Annotated in this window: 18 protein-coding genes, 2 tRNA genes and 1 other RNA gene; 2 read left to right on the top strand and 19 right to left on the bottom strand. The window is 60.1% G+C overall.

Features of this window, described 5'->3' with window-relative positions:
- Window positions 1-49 precede the first annotated feature (49 nt).
- The 8 genes from GX515_06845 to GX515_06810 all read right to left on the bottom strand — a co-directional run bounded on the left by GX515_06845 (window position 50) and on the right by GX515_06810 (window position 9,037).
- Window positions 50-1,375 (bottom strand): aspartate aminotransferase family protein, encoded by a 1,326-nt coding sequence (locus GX515_06845; protein ID HHY32727.1) that lies wholly within the window; start codon window positions 1,373-1,375, stop codon window positions 50-52.
- A gap of 74 nt (window positions 1,376-1,449) precedes the next feature.
- Window positions 1,450-1,896: a hypothetical protein gene (locus GX515_06840; GenBank protein ID HHY32726.1), complete on the bottom strand. Its 447-nt coding sequence runs from the start codon at window positions 1,894-1,896 to the stop codon at window positions 1,450-1,452.
- Window positions 1,886-2,452: a hypothetical protein gene (locus GX515_06835; GenBank protein ID HHY32725.1), complete on the bottom strand. Its 567-nt coding sequence runs from the start codon at window positions 2,450-2,452 to the stop codon at window positions 1,886-1,888. Before GX515_06835 ends, GX515_06840 begins: the two co-directional genes overlap by 11 nt.
- Before the next feature lie 148 nt (window positions 2,453-2,600).
- Window positions 2,601-3,584 (bottom strand): ABC transporter ATP-binding protein, encoded by a 984-nt coding sequence (locus GX515_06830; GenBank protein HHY32724.1) that lies wholly within the window; start codon window positions 3,582-3,584, stop codon window positions 2,601-2,603.
- A complete protein-coding gene (locus tag GX515_06825; protein HHY32723.1) occupies window positions 3,577-4,620 on the bottom strand; it encodes an ABC transporter ATP-binding protein in 1,044 nt (347 codons plus the stop codon). The genes GX515_06830 and GX515_06825 overlap by 8 nt, the downstream gene beginning before the upstream one ends.
- 4 nt (window positions 4,621-4,624) lie before the next feature.
- On the bottom strand, window positions 4,625-5,587 hold the full coding sequence (locus tag GX515_06820; GenBank protein ID HHY32722.1) for an ABC transporter permease: 963 nt from the start codon (window positions 5,585-5,587) through the stop codon (window positions 4,625-4,627).
- Window positions 5,588-5,617: 30 nt separating this feature from the next.
- Window positions 5,618-6,796 (bottom strand): ABC transporter permease, encoded by a 1,179-nt coding sequence (locus tag GX515_06815; GenBank protein ID HHY32721.1) that lies wholly within the window; start codon window positions 6,794-6,796, stop codon window positions 5,618-5,620.
- Between the two features lie 360 nt (window positions 6,797-7,156).
- A complete protein-coding gene (locus tag GX515_06810; protein HHY32720.1) occupies window positions 7,157-9,037 on the bottom strand; it encodes an ABC transporter substrate-binding protein in 1,881 nt (626 codons plus the stop codon).
- A 528-nt stretch (window positions 9,038-9,565) separates the two neighbouring features.
- On the opposite strand from GX515_06810, the gene GX515_06805 reads away from it, so the two are divergent.
- Complete coding sequence (locus GX515_06805) at window positions 9,566-10,477, top strand: serine hydrolase (protein ID HHY32719.1); 912 nt, start codon at window positions 9,566-9,568, stop codon at window positions 10,475-10,477.
- 41 nt (window positions 10,478-10,518) lie between these two features.
- Here GX515_06805 and GX515_06800 read toward each other — a convergent pair whose 3' ends face one another.
- The 3 genes from GX515_06800 to GX515_06790 form a co-directional block, all read right to left on the bottom strand.
- Entirely contained in the window at window positions 10,519-13,818 is a 3,300-nt protein-coding gene (locus GX515_06800) for a DNA polymerase III subunit alpha (GenBank protein HHY32718.1), read from the bottom strand.
- 322 nt (window positions 13,819-14,140) lie between these two features.
- Entirely contained in the window at window positions 14,141-14,386 is a 246-nt protein-coding gene (locus GX515_06795; GenBank protein HHY32717.1) for a hypothetical protein, read from the bottom strand.
- Window positions 14,301-15,764 (bottom strand): hypothetical protein, encoded by a 1,464-nt coding sequence (locus GX515_06790; protein ID HHY32716.1) that lies wholly within the window; start codon window positions 15,762-15,764, stop codon window positions 14,301-14,303. The genes GX515_06795 and GX515_06790 overlap by 86 nt, the downstream gene beginning before the upstream one ends.
- 338 nt (window positions 15,765-16,102) lie before the next feature.
- Between GX515_06790 and GX515_06785 the strand changes: the two genes are divergently transcribed.
- The gene (locus GX515_06785) at window positions 16,103-17,200 is read left to right on the top strand and encodes a Glu/Leu/Phe/Val dehydrogenase (protein ID HHY32715.1); all 1,098 of its coding nucleotides are present in this window, start codon (window positions 16,103-16,105) and stop codon (window positions 17,198-17,200) included.
- A gap of 282 nt (window positions 17,201-17,482) precedes the next feature.
- On the opposite strand, the gene GX515_06780 is transcribed toward GX515_06785, so the two are convergent.
- The 8 genes from GX515_06780 to rpoD all read right to left on the bottom strand — a co-directional run bounded on the left by GX515_06780 (window position 17,483) and on the right by rpoD (window position 22,234).
- Entirely contained in the window at window positions 17,483-18,046 is a 564-nt protein-coding gene (locus GX515_06780) for an ECF transporter S component (protein HHY32714.1), read from the bottom strand.
- Window positions 18,047-18,180: 134 nt separating this feature from the next.
- Window positions 18,181-18,562: RNase P RNA component class A (gene rnpB / locus GX515_06775), an RNA gene on the bottom strand.
- A gap of 333 nt (window positions 18,563-18,895) precedes the next feature.
- Window positions 18,896-19,369: a ribonuclease HI family protein gene (locus tag GX515_06770; GenBank protein ID HHY32713.1), complete on the bottom strand. Its 474-nt coding sequence runs from the start codon at window positions 19,367-19,369 to the stop codon at window positions 18,896-18,898.
- Window positions 19,370-19,500: 131 nt separating this feature from the next.
- Window positions 19,501-20,214, bottom strand: a complete 714-nt coding sequence (locus GX515_06765; GenBank protein ID HHY32712.1) for a hypothetical protein — start codon at window positions 20,212-20,214, stop codon at window positions 19,501-19,503.
- A gap of 65 nt (window positions 20,215-20,279) precedes the next feature.
- The gene (locus GX515_06760; protein HHY32711.1) at window positions 20,280-20,456 is read right to left on the bottom strand and encodes a hypothetical protein; all 177 of its coding nucleotides are present in this window, start codon (window positions 20,454-20,456) and stop codon (window positions 20,280-20,282) included.
- A gap of 378 nt (window positions 20,457-20,834) precedes the next feature.
- Window positions 20,835-20,909 (bottom strand) — tRNA-Ile (locus tag GX515_06755).
- Between the two features lie 6 nt (window positions 20,910-20,915).
- Window positions 20,916-20,990 (bottom strand) — tRNA-Asn (locus GX515_06750).
- A gap of 101 nt (window positions 20,991-21,091) precedes the next feature.
- A complete protein-coding gene (gene rpoD / locus GX515_06745) occupies window positions 21,092-22,234 on the bottom strand; it encodes an RNA polymerase sigma factor RpoD (protein HHY32710.1) in 1,143 nt (380 codons plus the stop codon).
- Between the last annotated feature and the right edge of the window lie 23 nt (window positions 22,235-22,257).

Below are 22,257 nucleotides of genomic sequence, written 5' to 3'. Positions count from 1 at the left end.
GGTGGTCCCTCCGCTGCGTTGACCTACTGTATGGCTGCCCTGGATTCAGTCAGGGAATGTAGGGAGTCGGGGCTCCTGCGGCCACCATGTTCTCCACGAGCTCGAGCGCTCGGTCCATCGCGTCGAGCACCTCGTCCACCTCGGGCGGCTGTATGATGAGCGGCGGCATTATCTGCATCGCCCTGGGCCGGAAATCCGAGAACACCGCGATCACGCCGTTCTTGCCGAGAGCATACGTCATCATGGGGCCAAGCCTGTCCTCCGTAAGCTCGAAGGCCATCATCAGGCCGCGTCGTCTCCAGCCCGCCACGCTCTCCGGGTGTCTCTCCTTCAGCCGCGCGAATCCTTGCTCGAAACGTGCGCCCATCTCTTCCACGTGGTCCAGGAATCCCGGACGGCAGATCTCGTCGAGCATCGCGAGCGCGCAAACGCACCCCAGGTCTGCACCGCCGAACGAGGTCAGATGCACGAACGGGTTCTGCTTGAAGAACTCGTCAACGTGCTGTCTATAGCATACCGCGGAAAGCGGATAGATCCCGCCGCTCATCCCCTTTCCCAAGACCAAGATGTCCGGGACCACGCCCCACTCATCGATCGCCCAAAGGCGCCCCGTCCTGCCCAACCCGGCCTGAACCTCGTCGAGGATCAGCAGGGCCCCTTTCCTGTCGCAGATCTCCCTCACCGCAGGATAGAAATCGTCGGGAGGGATGATGATCCCGGCGGTGGCGGGGATGGTCTCGAATATCACGGCCGCCGTGGTTTCGTCCACGGCGCGTTCGACGGCGTCGATGTCCCCGAACGGCACCTGTGTGAACCCCGGCATGAGCGGCTCGAAATGCCTCTTGAAACGGGCGTCGCCCGCCGAGAGCGCAAACCCGGTGTGACCGTGGTACCCGCCGACCGCCGAGACGATCCCAGGCCGCCTGGTATACCCCCTCGCCAGCTTGATGGCAACGTCGCACGCCTCGCCGCCGCTAGGGGTGAAGAAACTGTACGTTATGTCGCCGGGCGTGAGCTCGGCAAGCCTGGCAGCAAGCCTAGCTCGGTGTTCGCTGAGGAGCATGTGGTCGCCGATGTCGAGCACGTCGAGCGCGGCCCTCAGCGCATTCACCACGGCAGGGGGCCGGTGGCCCAAGTTGAACACGCCGCCGCTCGACCGGCAGTTTATGTACCGTTTGCCGGAGAGGTCCCAGACATACACTCCATCGCGTTTGCCCGGAACCGCGTCGAAGCCGAGAGCCCGGTAGACCTCCACCCTTCCCGGAGACACATACCGCGCGAAATCCTCGACGATGGATGCCTGGGGTTTTGCGCCGACGAGAGTTGCGGGCGCCTCCGCAGGCACCCCCTCACCACTGCGCAGAGGGCGTGGCATCGAATGCTTCTGTTCGCCTTGTTTGCGCTTATCGTCAACGTATCCTTCCACATCGATCCCTCCGAGAAAGCAGGCTAGTCCGCTCGTCGCGGCGTGTGACGCATCGGTTGCGGGCGAGACGAGATAATGCCCTTGACCCACCTGCCAAGCACGATCCCAGCCAGGACGCACGGGAGAAGCAGGAGAGCGTCGGCCGCCAACGAATTGCGAAGCGCAGCACGCACGACAGCGTTCCTTTCAACCTCCGAGGCGGGAAAGGCAACGAGAAGAGGTGCCAGCGCTGGGGCCATCACCACCATAAACGCCACGCACCCCACGAGCTCGTGCACACTCATCTCAGCCAGGCCCAGCGCCACACCGCCCAGCACCGGGATGGCGAGGCTCCACCCGGAAGGCACAGGGGTGAAGTCCCCGAGCTGAAGCAACGCCAGACATACCGAACCCACGCCACCCAGGATAACCGCACGTGCGGCAACCACGGTGGCTCTCATGCACCGTCTCAGCACCTCTTCACCCGCCACTTTCCATCCCCACCTCCCCTCCCACCGGCACGCGCACCAGTCTCTCTCCTCGCGGGAGGGTGACAACCAGCACGACATCGCCGGCCAACTGCGCCACAGCGCTTTCACCATCTTCGCCGGCCCGTTGTGGCGGCCCCCCGCCAGCGCCCGCCGCGCTCGCTGCAAGCTCCCGCGACGCATCCTTGGTGACAGTGATGCGGGTTACTGCCACAGGGCGAGCTCCAACGTCCGCGGGTGGAGTCACAACCATGTCGCCCGGAAGCGTGAAGAAATACCCAAGGCGCCTCCCACCCTGGTCTAAAGTGAACTCAACCCGCTCCACCGTGCTCTTGAACCCCACCGCCGGCGCCTCCAGCGCGATCACCGCGTTCAGCACGACAGCTTCGCCGTTATGTCTGAGACTCGCAGCCTCGAGCGAGGCTCGCACCTCGCGCGTCCACCCCACGTACTCGAGGTACCGACGCTCGGTTGCCACGAGAAGGACGATGGCCGCGATGGACGCGACGGCGAGGGTCGTCCAGGCCCGCAGTTCGTGACTCCTCCTGGTAGACAACACCGCCCCTCACCTCGCACTCGTAGACCTGCGGCTCGCGTATCCTGCGCTTGGGAAGCGAGCCGACCGCACGCCACACGCCCCGGTCATCGCAGCCGCAAGGCCGACCCGCCCCTCTCACTCGGCCGTTCATTGGCCAAATACCCAATGCCTACACGTCGTGGCAGGCAACAAAGTGACCCTTGGATATCTCCTTCAGAGCCGGATGATCCTGCTCGGCGCACGAGTCTTTCGCCACAGGACACCTCTCGTAGAATCGGCACCTGCGCGGCGGGTTTATGGGCTTGCTGATTCCCCCCTTGATGGTGGGGACAGGCCTCCTCACGGCCGGGTCCGGCACTGGAACAGCCGATATGAGAGCCTTGGTGTAAGGATGCAGCGGCTCCTTGATGATCTCTTCGGCCCCTGCCATCTCAACGATCTTGCCCAAGTACATCACGGCGATCCTGTCGCAGAGGTATCTTGCAACCGCGAGGTCGTGGGTTATATAGAGATAGCTGATCCCGAGATCCTCGCGAAGCTGCGCAAGGAGCTTCATGACGCCCGTGCGAATCGAGACATCCAGCATGGAGGTGGGCTCATCCGCTACGACGAAGGCAGGATCCATCACGAGCGCCCTCGCGATCGCGACACGCTGCCGTTGGCCGCCCGACAGCTCGTGAGGAAACCTGAAGAGAAAAGCTGACGGAGGCGAGATCCCGACCAAGCTCAGCATCTCAGCCACGCGCTCCTCTCGCTCCTCCAGGCTGCCCACGCCGTTGACGTTCAGGGGCTCGGCGACGATGTCGAATATGGTCATCCTCGGGTCCAGAGACTCGTACGGGTCTTGGAAGATCATCTGCACCTTCCTGCGGAACTCGCTAGACGCGGCTCCTTGCAGCTTCGAGACATCGGCACCCTCAACGATGATGCGCCCGGTGGTTGGAACCGTGAGGCGGGCGATCATCCGTCCCGTCGTCGTCTTTCCGCACCCCGATTCCCCGACCAGCCCAAGCACCTCGCGCCGTTTCACTTCGAAGCTTACATCATCGACGGCGTGAAGGAACAGCTTCCCTCGCTGGAATAAGCCTCTCGACACAGGATAGTGCTTCGATAGGTGCTCCACACGCAAGATAGTGTCGGTCGCCTCAGCCATTGCTGGAACTGCCAAGCTCCTCACCCCCATCCGTCCCCTTGCCCAGGCGCCCTCCGTCGGACCATCTGCCGTCGGCCTCGACTGGGTTGTGACACGCGCAGTAGTGCCCTGGATATACCTCTCGCCACACTGGGTCCGCCGCGGAGCACTCTGAAGTAGCCCGGTCGCACCGAGGGTGGAAGCGGCACCCGGGCGGAGGGTCGAGAAGGTTCGGCGGCTCCCCCGGGATCGTGGCGAGCTCGTGCTTCTCTCCGAGAATGCTGGGATAAGCCCTCATCAGGGAATAGGTGTACGGATGACGCGGACGCTTGAACACATCATCCGCTCGGCCGAGCTCGACGAGCTTGCCAGCGTACATCACGGCCACCACGTCGCTTACCTCAGCTATGACGGAGACGTCGTGAGAGATGTAGATCATGCTCATGTTGATTTTGCGCCTTATCTGGTCCATCTCTCGCAGGATCCTGTCCTGGACTATGACGTCCAGGGCAGTCGTTGGCTCGTCTGCGATGATCAGCTTGGGATTGCACGCGAGGGCCATGGCGATGACAGCTCTCTGCTTCATCCCGCCGCTGTATTCGTGCGGATAGTTGTGCATGCGTTCTTTCGGGATACCCACGAGCTCGAATAACGACGCAACCCTCGACCAGGCCTCTTCTTCGCTGGTCTCAGGCTCGTGCGTGACTATGGCCTCGACTATCTGATTCCCCACGCGGTACACAGGGTTGAGGGAGTTCATGGCGGCCTGGAACACCATGGCAACGCCTTTCCATCTCATCCTTCGGACTTCCTCGTCGGTCATCGAGTAGACATCGCGGCCTTCGAAGAGGATCCGGCCCCTGACTACTTTGGAATTGTACGGAAGGAGTTTCATTATAGACATGGCGATGGACGTCTTGCCGCACCCGGACTCTCCGACCAAGCCGAGGGCCTGCCCTTTGGCGAGGGACAATGTCACACCGTCTACCGCCTGCACCCAGCCGGCCTTCGTGCGGTAATGCATGGTGAAATCATCCAATTGAAGCAGGGGGTCCATTCTATCACCTCTTTCTCAGCCGCGGGTTCACGACTTCGTCGAGCCCTCTACCAACCATGTAGAACGCCGCGCAAAACAACGTGATCGCAAGCCCGGAAGGTAACCACAGCCACCAGTACCGGCCGAAGTCAAAGAGGTAGCCGGCGGTCTCGGCGGTGTGGATCATCATGCCCCAGCTCATGTCGATGTTCAAAACGCCGAAGAACGACAGGGTCGCTTCGCTCAGGATGGCTGACGTCACGTTGAACATCATGTACAGGAACGAAAGGGGGAGCACGTTGGGTATGATGTGCGCCCGGATTATGTGAAAGCTGCTCCCGCCGGCCACGCGGGCCGCGTCGATGTATGGTCTTACCTTCACGGACAGCGCTTGTGCTTTGAGGATGATGGTTATGCCTCCGAATCCTCCCAGAACGCCGAGGATCACGGCGAACGGGAAGAAGCTCAGACGCACCATTGAGCCCACGACCACGAGCAATGGTACGAATGGGAATAGCATCATTATGTCGGCAACTCTCATGAAGAACGTGTCAGTGAACCCGCCGTAGTATGCGGCCACAGTGCCGATGACGGTCCCAATCACTACTGTGATCGCCGCTGAAAGCACGCCCAGCAGGAACTCCCGACCTGTACTGAACATGAGCTGGGCCAGGATATCCCGGCCAATGGGATCTGTGCCGAGGAGGTGTGCCCTGGTCGGCGGGGAAGGATGAGCGAGCATCGGATCAAACCCGACCACAGGGTGGTAGATCATGGGGTCCCACACTGTGTTTATCATTATCGGCCACAGGGCGCCAAACACGCCGAATAGCACGATGAGGACCAACCCGAACATGCCGATGCGGCTTTCTCTGAATACGGCCCAGTTCTGCGAAAGCCCGCGCATGGTGAGCTTCCATCTGATCTTCCAGAGGGGTTCTCTGAGGGCCACGGTGTCCGCTTGGGGGCTCGGTGCAAACTGTCTCATCTTGCCTCACCTGCCTTGCCACACGTCAATCTAAGCCTCTGTCGCGGGCTGCCCCGTGTATGTGATGCGCGGGTCGAGAACCGCGTAGAGAATGTCCGCAACGAAGTGCGCTATCAACAGGAACACGCCGGTGAACGCGAGGGCTCCCGTAGCAAGCGGGTAGTCGTTCGCAAGCGCTGAATGGAACAACACCTGGCCCAGCCCCGGCCAAGAGAACATGGTCTCGGTGACAAGGCCCCCGCTCATCGAGCTCGCCAGGCTGAGGACGAGGCTTGTCACAGTGGGCAGCATCGCGGTTCGCGCGGCGTACCTGTCCCTCACAACGTTGTCGGGAAGACCCTTGGCGCGAGCGGCCATGACATAGTCCTCCTGCACCGTCTCAAGCATGGAGTCACGCATGAGGAGCATAGTGCCTGCGAAGCTGATGAGCGTGAGAGTGCATACGGGGAGCACCATGTGGTTAGCTATATCCCAGATATAGACCAGCACCCCTTGTCGCCACGCAACGAGGAGGGCCAACGCCACGAGCGCCGATCCCGAGAGCCAGGCCAACGTGACATTTCGGCGCGTCCGCTTGAGACCGCGCAGGAAGGCATAGAAGATGAGGAAAAGCCCTATTGCCACCACACCTCCCCCGAACACCATGTAGCCGAATACCGTGTTCACGGAGAATGGGGCGCCCTGCCATAGCTTGGGCTCTATGAACTGGTTGAGCGGCAGCAGCTTCAGAGTATAGGCAAAGACCCAAATGAGCACGAGCGCCAATAGAGGGTAGAACGCGGTCCAGAATGTTATCCCGACGACCGTCGCGGCATAGTCCACGACTCTGCCACGGCGCCAAGCGATGACCCGTCCCATCACGTAACCAACATAGAAAGAGAGCACGTTCGCGGTGAGGAAGAGCACGAAAGTCCGGGGCAGTCGCTCCATCAAGATGTCCCACACGGGCCGCGGGTATTGCGAGAACGATACCCCCAGCTCTCCCCGGAAGAAGTTCTTCAGGTAGGTTAGATACTGCATGAACACTCCCTGGTCGAGCCCGAGCTGTTTCTTAAGCTCCTCCCTAGCCGCCTGGGGGATTTTGGGATTTGCCAAGTACATCTGGGTGATGTCACCTGGCATGGCCTGGAGGAGGAAGTAGACCAGGGTGATGTATATCAGAAGCGTAAGGATGACCTGTCCGAGCCTGCTCAAAATGTATCGGCGCATCTCCATCCCTCGATCCTCGACAGATTTGCCCCTCTCAAGACCACGACGAGTTTGGCCTCCCTTTCAGCGCGCAGGCGCAAGCCTTGTTCCCTGTTGTTGGCCTTACCCTCCAGGGGACAGCGCGCCTGCAGTGCGCCTCGTCCGAATTCGCCGGGCACTCAGGCCGAATTCCCGGCACCCCTTCGTACAAGGACAGGCAACTCTTGCACGCTCAAGAGGAGACGCGAAAACTCACGGCGCCACAGCTAGACGCGGCCCTTCCGGCGAGGTCTCATAAACCGGAGCGGGCCTGGGGCACCCCAGGCCCGCTCGCGTGAAAGGCCGCGGTTCGACTCACGCCCGGGATGCGGCTTCCCGCCGTCAGTCGAGCATCTTGACCGAGCTCGTGAGCCCCCCGACGTACTGCAGGCCGCTCAGGACCTTCGTGTACGGGAACTGCAGACGGTCGGACCTATACGCCTCGAGCATCGGCGTGTCGAAGAGCACGATGTAAGGCAACTCATCGGCGAGGATCTCCTGGAGCTTGAACGCCTTCTCGCGGGCCTTCTCCATGTCGTCTTCCTTCACGAAGTCGTCCGCGAGCTTGTCGAACTCCGGATTGTTATAGCCCTCGGCGTTGAAGCCGCCGAGCCCTGCCTGTTCGCTGTGGAAGAAATACTTCATGTGGTCCGGATACAGGGTCAGGCTCCAGCCCATCATGAACGCGTCGAAGTCCTGCTCGTCGAAGACCTTCGAGCTGACCACGTTGAAGTCAGTGGGCACGGCTTCAATCGGGATGCCGACCTCTTTGAGCCACGATGCGATGTTCAAACCGAACGTGTAGCGGAGAGGATCGTACCCGGCGGTCATGATCATGAACTCGAATTCGGGCATCTTCTTGCCGTCCGGCATGATGAGCCCCTTACCGCGTTTCAGCACCTTGTCCTTCTCGACGTCCACCTCAGGCTCGACTTCCCACTTGAACCCGGCCTTCTTGAGGAGCTTCACGGCTTCCGCTATCTTCTGGGAGCGAGTGAGCCCCTTGCCCCACTGAGGAACGTCTTTGTTGTACCAGTACGCGTTTCCGGGCGGCACCACCGAGTACTGCGGGAACGCTATGCCCTGCAGCACCTTCTCGCAGATGTACTCACGGTCGATGAGCGTGGCGACCGCCTGACGGAACTCCTTGATGTTGAAGGGGTACTTCCGCAGGTTGAAAGCCATGAACCGGAAGCCGTTCACGCTGTTCTCAATGAGCTCGACGTTGGGCGCCTTCTTCAACTGCTCCTGGAAGCCGCGCTGCAGGCCCAGGGAGTTCAGCACGAAATCGACCTGGCCGCTGGTGAGCGAGAGCACAGCAGCGCTCTGGTTCTGGAATATCCTGTACAGCGTACCCGTAGCGTCGGGGCCGTCGGTCACCTTGAGCTGCACCTTGCCCTCGGGCTTGCCGCTCTGCCACTTGAACCCGGTCCTCGGGTTCTCGATGGTCACTACGCCGTTCTCGTAGAATGTGGTGACCTCACCTTTGCCACTGTACACAGGGTTAGGCACGTTCTGCCAGAACGCGCCCTTCTCCCAATGTCCGAACTTCCACGGACCGGCTGTGGGCTGGTTCTCGGGCTCGTGGGCAAAGAGCTCCTTGACGGGATCAGCCGCCTTCTTCGCCTTCTCGAACACGGGCTCCCAGTACTTCTTGTTAACGATGTAGTTTTGGAGGAGTCCGTACTGCCACTGGGACAACCCGGGTTTCTCCTTGAGGATGAACTTCACCGTGTAGTCGTCGACCTTCTCAACGCGCTCCAGAACGGTCGGGTCCACGATGCTGGGCCAGTTCCCGCCCAGCTTGTTCGGATCCATTTCGAGCACAGCGTTGTAGCTGAACACGACGTCATCAGCGGTCAGCGGGGTATTGTCGCTCCACTTGATGTCTTTGCGCATCTTGACGATGGACGTGTAGTAGGTCTTTCCGCCGATGGTCTCCTGTTTCAGTGGGCTCGGCATGTCGGCCGCTGCGGCCGGCACGAACGCCCAGGTGGGAGCGGCGTTCCCGTAAAGGGACGTGTAGTACTGGCTGTTCGAAACGAACGTGTTCCACACGGTCGAACTCGGGCCCAGGGACGAGTACAAGTTGATAGTGGTGGGATCAGCGAAGATCGCCATCTCGTACAGCTTCCCCTGAGCCGCGAACCCAGTCGAAGCAACTCCCGCAACAAGGAACACGAAAAGCAACCCGGCAAGGATTCCTCTCCACAATCTTCTCATCGAAGCCTAGCCTCCTTCTTGCCTTCCCAAAGTTGTTCTCCGGAACCCTTTTGCTCCCAACCCATCCAGGAGCCCAAGGCAGACTTGCAGGCGTTGCTCTGGTGCCTGCCCACCACCTCCTCTCAACCTCAGTCGATAACTCGACGTCACATCATTGCAGACCACCGACGTAGGCCATCGACGGACCGCACGTCATACCATGGGGTGACGGCAACGCGACGCAGCCGATGACCTCCCGTACGATTATTCGCCTCGACCATGTGGATTCCTTCCGGATCAGGGCAAAGTTGCCGGGCCAGGCTCACCGGTTGTGCGACTCCGCCTCCCACTCTCCCCCAGCGGTCCTCTGTGGCACGATCGCCTCACCGCGGTACGAGCGTGGGTTGTAGTTCCACGCGATTTGGAGTTTTCCTTCTAATCACGCTGGCATCAATGCGGATTTCGCATCGTGACCCACAAACTACCATGGCCATCGTGCCTCGAGCGTCCTATAATGAAGCGGTGAAACACAGGGAAAGGAGGATGGCCATGAGAAACCGCGTCTACCGCGCCCTCGGCCTTGTTATCGCAATAGCTTTTCTGGGCGCCGGGTCGCTGCTCTATTGGGGCGGGTCGACGCGCCACGACATCCCGGCCGGGAACGGTATGGGTAGAGAAGCAGGCTCGTCCGAGGCGCGACCAGACTACACGCCACTCAAGGCCGAGCTCGAGGCTTATATAAAGTCGCAGCCCGCCACATACGGCGTGTATTTCCGCGACCTCAAAACTGGGATGGGCTTCGGAATCAATGAATACGAGCCCATCACCGCGGCAAGCACCGTGAAAGTCCCCGCTGTGCTCTACCTGAACCGTCTCGTTGCGGAGGGCAAGGCGAGCTGGGACGACCGCGTCGTGTACAACAGCGCCACGGACTACCAGGATGGGGCCGGGATACTCCAGTTCGCGGCGAGAGACGGGGATAGTTACTCCCTTCGGACATTGGCGAACCTGGCTATCACGATAAGCGATAACGTGGCCTACCGGATGCTCGTCCGGCACCTCGGAAAGGACAATATCGCGGAGTTCATGCGGGAACTCGGCGGGGAGATGGTGTTCCCGGGCGGTCAGAATATAACGTGTGCCAAGGACATGGCAGCGTACATCCAAGGCGTGCTCGACTTCGACCGGTCTCATCCGGACCTCGGCTCACGCCTCCTGGACGACATGGCGCACCCCATCTACCACGTCGGCTTGCCGGGAAAGCTCCCGCCGCAGGTGACGGTGGCGCACAAAGAGGGTGACATTTCCGGCGTAGCCAACGATGTGGGCATCGTGTTCGCTAATAGACCGTACATCCTCGTGGTGCTCTCGAAGGATGTTCCCGACATCGATCAGGGCTTCGCCACGATCGCTGAGATCTCGCGGATCGTGTACGACTACCAGAACAGCGTGGCCGCTTGACATCGGCCCGAGCCGAGACACGCGGCCACAAGGCGGTTCAGTCAGTACGAGGACAAGAGATCCTTTCGGACGCGACGGCAGGTAACGCTCACAGCGTTGCCCCGTCGCTCCACACGTCCCTCGACGACGAGGATCGGGCTTGTGAACATCGCGCCTCCACAGCGCCTATACACGCCTTCGAACACGGTTACGTCTATGAGGCCTGTTTCGTCTTCGAGCGAGAAAAAAACCACGACCCTCCCGCTTCGGGTTGGGGGACGATGCGGCCTGACCACCACTCCAGCAACTCGTACGCTCGCGCCGGAATCCATCTTCTTCGCAGCGGCGGCCGTGAGCACCCCCTTTTTCGCCAGGCTATCCCGATAAAACTCCATTGGGTGCCTTGTAGGATGAAGGCCCAGTATGTAGAACTCGTGCTTGAATTTCTCGACCTCGGAAAAGTCAGGTATGTCCCAGAGCTCGCACAAAGAGCGGCCGCTTTGGGCACGCTGGTTCCGCACCCAGGCATCTGATGTACGACGGACGCCAAAACAATCACTGGCATCAGCATCGCCGTGAGCGCCGGCTATGGCGCTGTCAGTGCCATCAGTTGCGATATCTGAAAGGCCACAGTCTTCGAGGTTCAGGACACTGTCACCGATTCCTCCCGACCCCTGCAAGAGCCGGGAGATCCCCCAAAGCACAGCCCTGCGGTTAGGGCACAGGGAATCGAATGCGCCGCAGAGGACCAGGTTTTCGAGGAGGTCTCGGTCTAGTGGCACCCGCGCGAAGAAATCCTCAACGGAGGAATACCCCCGCAGTCCCCTGCGTGCAATTATCCTTGCTGCCGTCTCCTCGCTCATACCCCGTACTCTGAGAAGCCCCACGCGTATTGCGCCGTCCTCGATCGTGAACCTCTCGGCGCTCTTGTTTATGTCAACCGGCAAGATCCTGATCCCGCGTCGCCTGGCTTCCACACATATGGTGTTCGGCGGGTAAAAGCCCATGGGCTGATTGTTTAGGACGGCCGTGTAGAATTCCACAGGAAAATGGCGCAACAGGTACGACGTCTTGTAGGCTGTATCCGCAAAAGCCGCCGCGTGAGCTTCACAGAAGCCATAACCGGCGTAGGCAACTATGTATGACAGCACAGTCTCGGCGACTTCTCGGGAGGTCCCATGTTCCATCGCCTTTTTCACGAATTCCCTTCCTATCTCATCCATTTCCGCTCTAGAGCGGTAATGGGTCATCACCTTTCGCAAGCGATCGGATTCTCCCGGTGTAAAACCGGCTATGGCCGTCGCGATCTCGATCACCTGCTCCTGGTAGAGCACCACGCCATACGTCTTCTTAAGAATCTTCTCAAGGCCGGGATGGGCGTAGGTCACCTCCTCAAGCCCTCGCCTCCTCGCCACGAACGGCTCCACCATATTCCCCTGCACGGGACCGGGCCGGATGAGCGCCACGCTTGCCACGATATCCTCGATGGTGCTCGCGCCAAGGCGCCCTTGGAGGGCTCGCTGCGCGGGGCTTTCCAGCTGGAAAGCGCCTATGGTTTCTCCTGCGTTCAGCATCTCGTATGTGGCACTATCCTCGAGGGGGATGCGTTGGTAGTCGACGCCACTCAGGCTCACGGAGTCCTCCACCGCCGCGAGCATGCGAAGAGATAGAAGATCGAGCTTAATCAAGCCGATCTCCTCTACGTCGTCCTTGTCAAACTGGGTGATGACCACGCCGCGCGCTGCCATTTGCAGCGGGGTCAGTCTCACGAGGGGCACGCGGCTTGCCACCACCCCGCCCAGATGGGTCCCGATGTGACGGGGCACACCTGCCAGTGCCTCGCATATTTCGAACAAACAAGAGTACTTCTCGACTGGGATACCGCTTCCACGAAGCTCAGGGTACTTCTCGAGAGCCGACCTGATCTCATCCGCGCATATGTAAGGGAGGCGCTTGGCCAGCATGTCTATGTCTTCCGGGGGAAACCCCATGGCCTTCCCTACATCGCGCACGGCAGACCTAGCCTGAAACGTATTAAAGGTGCACACCGTGGCCACGCGCTCGGGACCGTATTTGCGTTGGAGATAGTGCCGCACCTCATCTCGTCTCCTGGCATCGAAATCGATGTCGATGTCAGGCTTCTGCGCCCGCTCGAGACTGAGGAATCTCTCAAAAAGAAGGCCTCGGGAGATCGGATCCACGCTCGTTATGAAGAGGCAATACGCCACGGCAGAGTCCGCGGCCGAACCCCTGCCCGAGAACCTGATCCCTTCTTGTCGCGCGAAGTTCACCACATCCCATACCATGAGGAAATAGTCCTCGTATCCAAGGGTACATATGATCTCGAGCTCATGGTCGAGCCTGGACTTTACCGCAGGGTTGATGATGCCGTAGCGCGACGAGGCTCCCTCGTATACAAGGTGCCGAAGATACTCGGCGGACGTCCCCGCTCCTCGTGGAGGGGCGAAATCCGGGAAGAGCTTCTGGTCTAGCAAAAGCCCGGGTGAACACCTATCGGCAACCTCTGCGGCGGTCGCTATCGCATCCGGATAGCGATGAAAGAGGGCGATCATTTCGTCAACGGATTTCAAGTAGTTCTCGGCGTTGAGCTTTCGTTCGGGATGAACGTCGTCGAGGCGCGTCAGCGTGCGGATACAGGTGAGGACATCGTGGACCGCAAACTCAGATTTCTTGCAGTAGTGGACATCATTGGTCGCCACAACCCTGACCCCCACCCTGTCGGCAAGCTCGACAAGACGTGAGATGAGCTGGTCGCTTCCCGGGAGAGCGAGGTTCTGAAGTTCGATGTAGAATCCAGGTCGCCCGAAAATCCCCGCGAGACGCCTAGTGAGTTCAAGGGCCTGGCTGTATTTGCCCGTGCGAACGAGGACTGGGATGGCCCCCCGCGCAAGGCACCCGGAAAGCGCTATGATCCCTTTATGATGCTCTTCAAGCAAAGACAGGGACGCCCTTGGTGCGAGGCGTCGTTTTGTGAACTCCGTCACGGCCCGCTCCCCAGATAACGGCGTCATGCCGTCGCCCACGAGGGCCCTTTCCCAATCTCTCGACATATGAGCCTCGGTAAGGATCGCACAGATGTTGGAGTAGCCCTCGGGATCTTCTGCCAGGAGCACCAGGTGACTCCCATCCTCGAGCGTGACCTCGGCGCCATGGATTGGTTTTATCCCATGCCGCTGCGCAGCTCGGGTTAGCCTTGCCGCCGCACAAAGATTATCGTGGTCTGTTATGGCAACGGCCTCCATGCCGAGCTCCGCCGCGTTTTTCACTATAGACTCGACGCTCGATGCGCCATCGAGGAATGAAAAATGCGAATGCACGTGGAGATGCACGAACTTCCCCATGGCGATCCAGGCTCCATCAGCAGACTGTATCTGAGATCATGTCGTCCTAGGATTTCGCCATCGTTTATAGAAAGCAACGACGACGTTACGTAAACGGGGTAGAGCTATCTCAAACGGCCTTTTCAGGGAAACAGCATGCTGAAGTTGAAGTCAAAACGATCTCCAAGCGCACCGTAAGCGCACTCTGCGTGCATGCCATCCAAGCCGAACACAGTTTCTGGGCTCGGGCTTGGGTATCTATAGGCGACCCTGGGCGGAACTCAGACATCGAAGAACAACACGGGCTCATGACGATCGCTCATGGCCGCTCATGGCGATCTGCTTAGTCGAATATCTTCGTGAGCCGCCAGGCGTCGCCGTGCCCATCGCAGCAGAGCTCGTATAGTCCGTGATTATCTGTGAGCACGGTGAAAACATGCCTTTCCCCTTCCCCCCGCCACCATTCGCCCGTCTCACACCACTCGTCAACGATGGAGATCACTCTAAGCCATTTCTGGTTCCAGTAGAATCTCTCCGGACGTCGGTCTCTTCGCATCACTACCTGAAGCGACCTGTTTACCCTCCTCATAGTGCAAACAAGCCTCCCAGGCCGCCAGAAGCCTATCTCTTCTGTCGCATTCAAGCAGGCTCGCCGGGAAAAGACTCTTCGCCCCGAACTTCTCTCTCACCCGAGTCATTACCGCTTCAACGACTTGATCACGATCAACAGCTGTATGTGGCTCGAACATGCTCACCCGTAACGTCGTTGTCGTGGGCTCGAGATCAGCCGCTATGAGAGATAGCGCCCTCACGGAACGGAGCGGCCCATGTTGCGATCGCAATCGTGCCGCCTCGTCGGGCGCTGCCAGCACCGCTCGTAGGAGCCCTCTGCATATTTCCAGGCAGCTACCGTAGAACCTGGAAGGCCTCGAAAGGCGTTGCTCGTAAACCATCTGGCCCATCTGGCCCGCGCTACCTTTGCCGCTGAGCTCTAGTAAGATGCGCCACCGGCGGGCTATCGCGCCATAGGCGTTCAGCCTTTGTTCGATGAAGGCGGCACCCATCTCGACCACGTGTTCCAAAATGGACCTATCAGACACTTCGTCCTCGAAAACCTTTCTGAAGGTTACCGTCTCTTTTGGATAAACGGGGATCACCTTCGACCGATCTATGCCAAGGCAGAGCTCGTAAACGACGTGCCCTGGCTCACCCAACACTTCAATTAGAGCCGATCTTCCCATCGCCAGCACATCGCAGACCCGCCACATGCCGAGGCGCCGGAGCCGCTCGATCACACCCTCATCAAGGGGCCAAAGCACGCCCACGGGCATAGGGGCGAGGAATTCTTTCTCCTTCCCGATAACGATCAACGCGTTCCTAGGCCCTCGTGCCGAATTGGGCGTCAACCGCCCGGCTTGGCCTTCTCCTTCAAGATGAGGATAGGATCCTGGCCGGCGAGGGCAAGGACTTCCAAGCGTTTTGCCATATATGACCCTCCTCGACTCCTCAAGCACCCCTGAAGCCACCCGCGCCACTAGTTTACAACGCGCCACCCCAAACGCTGGGCAGCTGTTAACGACCGCCCTTATGCTTTGGGATAATCTTTCGATCGCATCCAGCACATCGGCACATCCCGAAAGGTCGATAAAGGCCTCATGCTGGGCCAAAGGCTCGACGGCCAAGCTATGGCGTGCGCATGCCTCCCACACACTGCTGGCAAGGCTATCGTATCTTTCAGGGACATAATTCACCTCGACGGCCTCCGGGCACATGAGCCGCACCACGGAAAGAGACATTCCAAGCTTCACGCCCTTTCTTCTTGCCCCAGGCGATATATCCATGACTTTCTTATCTTCCCCAACTATCACCACGGGCACCTCCTTCGGGCGTGAGTTCAACATGGCCTCAGCCTTCGCATAGAAACCAGGCACCCAGACGTGGGCTACCACCGTCGACGCGGGTCTCATCTTCACAGCTCCTCAAAGACATCAAGTACTTATGACGAACGTGTGTTCGCATTAATAGTATATTGGGTCGCTACCCTTCCTGTCAAGACAAATCCTGCCATATCCCCTTGGTACAGAAGGAATTCATACCGATGTGTCCAACAACTAAGTGGCGACAACGCCAACGACGCAAGACACAAAACGACCCACGCGCACACCTCAGGGGCCACAAGGGTTACACTGAAGTCCATGCGAAAGGGGGAAAGAGCCTTTGTCAAAGCGCCGTGCTGGCGGATAGATTCCGCCGTCGGCAGCCCTCACTCCAAAGCTTCCCTGCGGAAACTCCAGAACAAGGAGGTATGATGGTGAACCTGTTTGACGCGATGAGGAAACACGGCTACGAGCAGGTCCTCTTCTGCAGCGACGCATCGGCCGGCTTGCGGGCGATAATCGTCATCCACGACACCACTCTCGGCCCGGCCTTGGGTGGCACACGCATGTGGCCGTACAACACCGAAGAGGAGGCGATCGTCGACGCGCTCCGCCTTGCTCGCGGGATGACTTACAAGAACGCTGCAGCGGGCTTGAATTTCGGTGGCGGCAAGGCCGTCATCATAGGCGACCCGAGAAGGGACAAGTCCGAGGAGCTTTTCAGGGCATTCGGTCGGTTCGTGGACACTCTCGGCGGCAGGTTTATCACAGGCGAGGATGTCGGCATCACGGTGGACGATGTTGAGACCATTAGATGCGAGACCAGGTGGGTCGGCGGTTCTTCCAGCGCGTCCGGAGGAAGCGGCGACCCCGGTCCGGTGACCGCGTACGGCGTCTGGCGAGGTCTTGCTGCCTGTGCCAAGATCGTTTTCGGCAGCGACTCGCTCAGAGGTCTCACCGTGGCCATCCAAGGGGTAGGAAGCGTGGGCTATCACCTAGGTAAACACCTTCGCGACGATGGCGCAAGGCTCATCGTAACAGATATATTCCCTGACAAGGTCGAAAGGGCCGTACGTGATCTCGGGGCGCAGGCTGTGGAGCCCGACGCCATATTCGACGTCGAGTGCGATATCTTCGCCCCGTGTGCACTCGGCGCCGTCCTGAACGACGAGACCATCCCCAGGCTCAAATGCAAGATCGTCGGAGGCTCCGCCAACAACCAACTGCAAGAGGATCGTCACGGCGACGCGCTGCAAGACATGGGAATCCTCTATGCTCCTGACTACATCATTAACGCTGGTGGCGTGATCAACGTCGCGGACGGGCTGTTCGGGTACAACCGAGAGCGGGCTCTGCGCAAAGCCGCCGGCATCTACGACACGATGCTCAAGGTAGTCGAGATATCGCGGCGCGACGGCATCCCAACATACAAGGCTGCCGACAGGCTTGCCGAGGAACGCATCGCCGCTGTGGGAAGGATCACGCGGCACATCAGGCCCGGCCGTGCTTGGGGAATCGGCGAGTGACACGGCATCCGCCGGCATCTGCCGAGCCGGCGTGCCGCAGGTGGTGCAGGTCGTGATCGACCTCCGCCCCGTGCCGCGCCGTCGCCGACTGACAGCCGCCCGCCTTTTCCCGACACGCGTTCATTAAGCGGGACCCAGCCGATTGAGCGCCAGTTCCTTGAAGCTCACCAGCCGCACCCAGACGGTTAGCTGCAAACACGGAAAGATGAGGGCCTGCCGGCCGCCGCCGGGACCAAGGCGCCCCGGCAGGCCACGACTCGCGTCACGATTCGTTCCCGTCTCTCAGCGCGCCCCGTCGCCCTGCTTTGCGCAGGAGGCGCTCTCGGCCCTCGCCCTCACCGTTTTCTTGGCGAGGTACACAACGGCCGGGATGAAAACGAGCTGCAGCACGATCCCCGGAAGACTCCCTACGATCCCAGCTGTCAAAGGGTAAAGCACCGGCACGCGTTCGAACCCGAAGAGGGGCAGGAGGTATGCAGAAAGCACGCCGTAAACGAGACGCCCGCCGACCATGGCGCCTACGAGAGCCACTATCACGTTTTGCTTCAGAACCTTGTACAGCAACCCACTGAGGAAGCCGTACACGGCCAGCTCCACCATCATGGTCTGGGCCATCGGTGGCATCAAGGGAGGCATGCCGGTCAACAAAGCAGAAAGAATGGGCGTAATGAATCCGACGACCGCACCAACGAGAGGACCCGTGAGAAAGCCAGCTAGAAGCACCGGAATGTGCATGGGAAGAAAGACCTTGCCAGCTCCGACAGCGTGGAAGAATATCGGAAACACTATCCCCAGCGCAACGAAGACGGCTCCGTAGGCAAGTCCTCGCACCATGTCGTTTCTCATGGTCATCTAGTCCTCCCCTCGTCTGGTTTTTCGGGCCTCGAGAATCAGCGGGCCACGATCGTGAACTCATCAAGAGACCGACTGATAGCAAGTGAGCGCTTCTCTTTCGCCAGAAGCGCTCATTTTGGACCAGGCAAGCAACCAGATCTGTAAGCCGAATTCTGTCGAGGGTGGTCATCTGTCTTGGACTCGGGTCGCCCCGAGCCTCGTGCGACCGTACCCGAGGGGAAGGCGGGCCACCTTATATCCCTCCTATTTGGTCTTGCTCCGGGTGGGGTTTGCCTAGCCGACCGGTCGCCCGGCCGCTGGTGCGCTCTTACCGCACCGTTTCACCCTTGCTTGCGCGCCGCCGGAAGCTCATGCCTCCTGGGCACGGAAGCGGTCTAATCTCTGTTGCACTTTCCTTAGGGTCGCCCCCACTGGGGATTACCCAGCACCCTGCCCTGTGGAGTTCGGACTTTCCTCAGGCGCGTCGCGCCTCACAGGCCGCGCGCCCGCGACCACCCGATCTGCTTGCTCTCGACATGATGCGCATGATCGCCCGCCCAAGAGAACGGGGATCTTGCTTTTTGGTCATTGTCCTGTCTTCTCGCGAGGCCGCGCGGTGAGCGGCGCAAATGTACTCGCATGCCGGCCTCGCTGAACGTCATAATAGCACGTGCCGGCCCACATGTCAAATCTGCAAAGCCCGCAGACCTGCCCCGCTCGGTCCCCCGACCTCGCGTCCGCCGTCCGCCCTCACCGGAACCGCCTCGGACATCCAATGCACAGCTCTCAAGTCTCTGGCCGCGCCGCACGAACGCCGGCGCGCGCGCCTGGACTCACCTTCGACTTCGACCCCGCACCACGCTATGGCCGCGGTCCTTCCAGCTCCTCCGCCCGCGTTACCGACGCGGCGTCGATACCCATGTTTGCAAGCTCGTCGGCTCGCGCATTCATGGCCCGCCTCACGTGCCTCACCGGACACGCGTCGAACCCCCTGCGAAGCGCCTGCACCCTCGCGATGAGAGGCCGTAATCGGTCGGACCGCACGGCGTACTCACCGCAGAGCTGTCTAGCCACAAGCTCGCTGTCAACGTAAACGCGCACCCTCCGCGCCCCGAGGCTCCGTGCCTTCTCAAGCGCCTCCGCAAGAGCGAGATACTCTGCCTCGTTGTTGGTAGCAATGCCGATCCCCCGACTTATCTCGGCAACGACTCGTTCGGTCTCGTCGAGGATAACCGCCCCGATGCCCGCGGGGCCTGGATTTCCCCGGGACGCGCCGTCGGTGTATATCACGAGCTCACCAGCTACACTAGTCTCTGTCCCCGAATGATCGCCCACTATGCTCCCCCTAATGACAGGACGTGTTAGTCCCTGCCCCACTCCTAGTACTTGCCCACTTACCGCTGTTGCGTTCTGGGATGGCGCTCCGAACGAGGCGCCCTGACGGGAATCATTTCCGCGGCCACGGCTCACTCAATCCAGCACAGGATCCTGCCGCAGCTTTCGCACTTCACGACTTGGTCGTTGGGCCTACATCGCGCCACGATGAACGTTGGCAGGACCACATGGCATCCGCCGCAGATCCCATCCTTGACCGGGACTACCGCCAGGCCCCCCTTGTCCTTCGTGAGCTGCTCATACCTGGCGAGGATGCTCGGTGATATCCTGGCGGCCAGGGACTCACGCCGCCCGCACGCATCGGATATCTCCGCCTCGATCTCCGACACCTTGGCAGCGCAGGCATTGTTCAATACGTCCAGCTTCGATGCGGTCTCTGCGACCTCACGGCTCAGGCTCTCCACCTTGGACTCGAGGGTCTCGACCTCCTCCATGTGGGCGATAATGCGGTCCTCCAGCTGAGCCTTGCTTCCTTCCAGCATCCTGAGTTTGCCCTGCATCCCCTCGATCTCCCTGGGATTCGTGACTGCGCCCCCATAGAGCTTTCCGGAGATGGACTCAATCGCCTGTATCGTTTCCCTGAGGTTCCACTCGGCCTCTTTCTGCTCCTTACGAATACGCGCAAGCCTCGCGTTCACGTCGGAGAGGCTTGCGCGCAACGTCTCTAGAGCCGCCTCAAGGTTTTCGATCTCCTTCCGGACAGGCAACTCTACAAGCGCCTTTTCCAGCTGCCGTATCTGCATGTCCAGGTGCTGGAGCTCAAGGAGCAACTGTATCTCGGTCATTGACATTATTCCCTTCGCGTTATCATGCAAACCCTGAAGGGAGCGACATCATGCGCGGCGGCACACTAGCTTCTTATCGCCCCCAGCAGGTCCTTATACGTTTCAATGTCCATGCCCACCTCGGTGCGCTTGGCCTGCACGTCCGTGCCGTTCTTCTGCGCGCACTCGACGCATCTCTTCGTCGTCGGCAGAATCTCGAGCCTTGCCTTTGGGATGACCTTGCCGCATATCTCGCACTTCACGACCATCCTTCTGGGCCCCTTTCTCCTCCGGTCTGCCGTTCCCACTTGGCCTCAAGACCCCGATGCCGGAGCATTTCTGCCAGCGAACAAGGCCCCGGCAGGCGCGGGCTTTGCTTTTCCAGTACTATAGTTATTTCTACAACAGCCTTTCAGTTCCTGCACGACGGCCAAGGGCCCACAAGGTTCCAGTCAGTGCGTGGCGGTCACGGGGGCCCCCGCCCTCTCATCTTCCTGGGACGCCGTCATCGTGCTCCACACGCGGCTGGAACGGTCCGCGCAGGCTCTCATGTCCTCGCCGCATCGCGGCATCGCGGCACGCGAGTGCTAGCGCCACCGCGAGATGTGGAAAGCGGGCGAACATCGCCCGCTTTGAAATCCTGGTGGGCCCACCTGGGTTCGAACCAGGGACCGACCGGTTATGAGCCGGTTGCTCTACCGCTGAGCTATAGGCCCGAATTCTGGCTCCCTGGGCAGGACTCGAACCTGCAACCTACCGGTTAACAGCCGGCCGCTCTGCCATTGAGCTACCAGGGAACAAAACTTCACTTACACCAGCAATTATACACAAGCGACCCCGGTCGGTCAAGAGGCCAGCGTCGCGAAATCCGCACGCTGCCTCCATCCCGCTCCGGGGTTTACTCAAGGTAATCCTTGAGCTTCTTGCTTCGGCTCGGATGCCTCAGCTTCCTCAGGGCCTTTGCCTCGATCTGTCGGATCCTCTCACGGGTCACGCCGAAAACCTGTCCGACCTCCTCCAGGGTGCGCGACCGGCCGTCGTCGAGGCCGAAACGCAGTCGAAGCACCTTCTCCTCCCTCGGAGACAGCGTGTCGAGCACATCCTCAAGCTGCTCTTTGAGAAGATGGAAGGAGACCGCATCCGCGGGGGCCATCACATCCTCGTCCTCGATGAAATCCCCCAGATGGCTGTCCTCTTCCTCACCAATCGGCGTCTCGAGGGACACAGGCTCCTGCGCTACCTTCATGATCTCCCTAACCTTGTCCTCGCTCATGTCCATGGCCTTCGCCGTTTCCTCTATGGTCGGCTCCCGGCCGTACTCCTGTACGAGCTGCCTTTGCACTCTCACCAGCTTGTTGATGGTCTCCACCATGTGGACGGGAATCCGTATCGTCCTTGCTTGATCGGCTATGGCCCGCGTTATGGCCTGCCGAATCCACCAGGTCGCGTAGGTGCTGAACTTGTACCCTTTGCGATAATCGAATTTCTCGACAGCCTTCAAAAGGCCAAGGTTCCCTTCTTGTATGAGGTCGAGGAAAAGCATACCGCGACCGACGTAACGCTTGGCGATGCTGACCACAAGCCGGAGGTTTGCCTCGGCGAGCCTGCGCTTCGCCTGTTCGTCGCCCTTTTCGATCCGTTTAGCCAGCTCTACCTCCTCCTCGGCCGTGAGAAGAGGAACCCTGCCGATCTCCTTGAGGTACATCCTGACTGGGTCGTCCACGCTGATGCCCTCGGGAATGGAAAGGTCAAGGTCCACTTCCTCGTGAGGCACCGCGTCTCCGTCTGCCCCGTCCGGCCCCTCAGGGACAATGCCCTCTTCGGCTATGTCCGCCGCTTCTCCATCCCCGGGCTCCGGCAGGACGTCTATGCCCATCTGGCCGAGAGCCTCGTATATGTCGTCGATTTGTTCGGTAGAAAGCTCGACGTTCTGGAGCGCGTCCATTATCTCCCTGTATGTCAGCATGCCCTTTCTCTTGCCACGTTCGATAAGCTCTTTGAGCTCGGGCACGTCAGGCTGCCCAGGCTTCGTCATCGTCATCCCCCCTTTCCATCCCAGCCGCC

The sequence above is a fragment of the Bacillota bacterium genome, from assembly GCA_012842395.1.
In the GTDB taxonomy this organism is placed as follows: Bacteria; Bacillota; SHA-98; order UBA4971; family UBA4971; genus UBA6256.
Note: the sequence above shows the minus strand (reverse complement) of the source record. Positions and strands in the feature narration are given on the sequence as shown.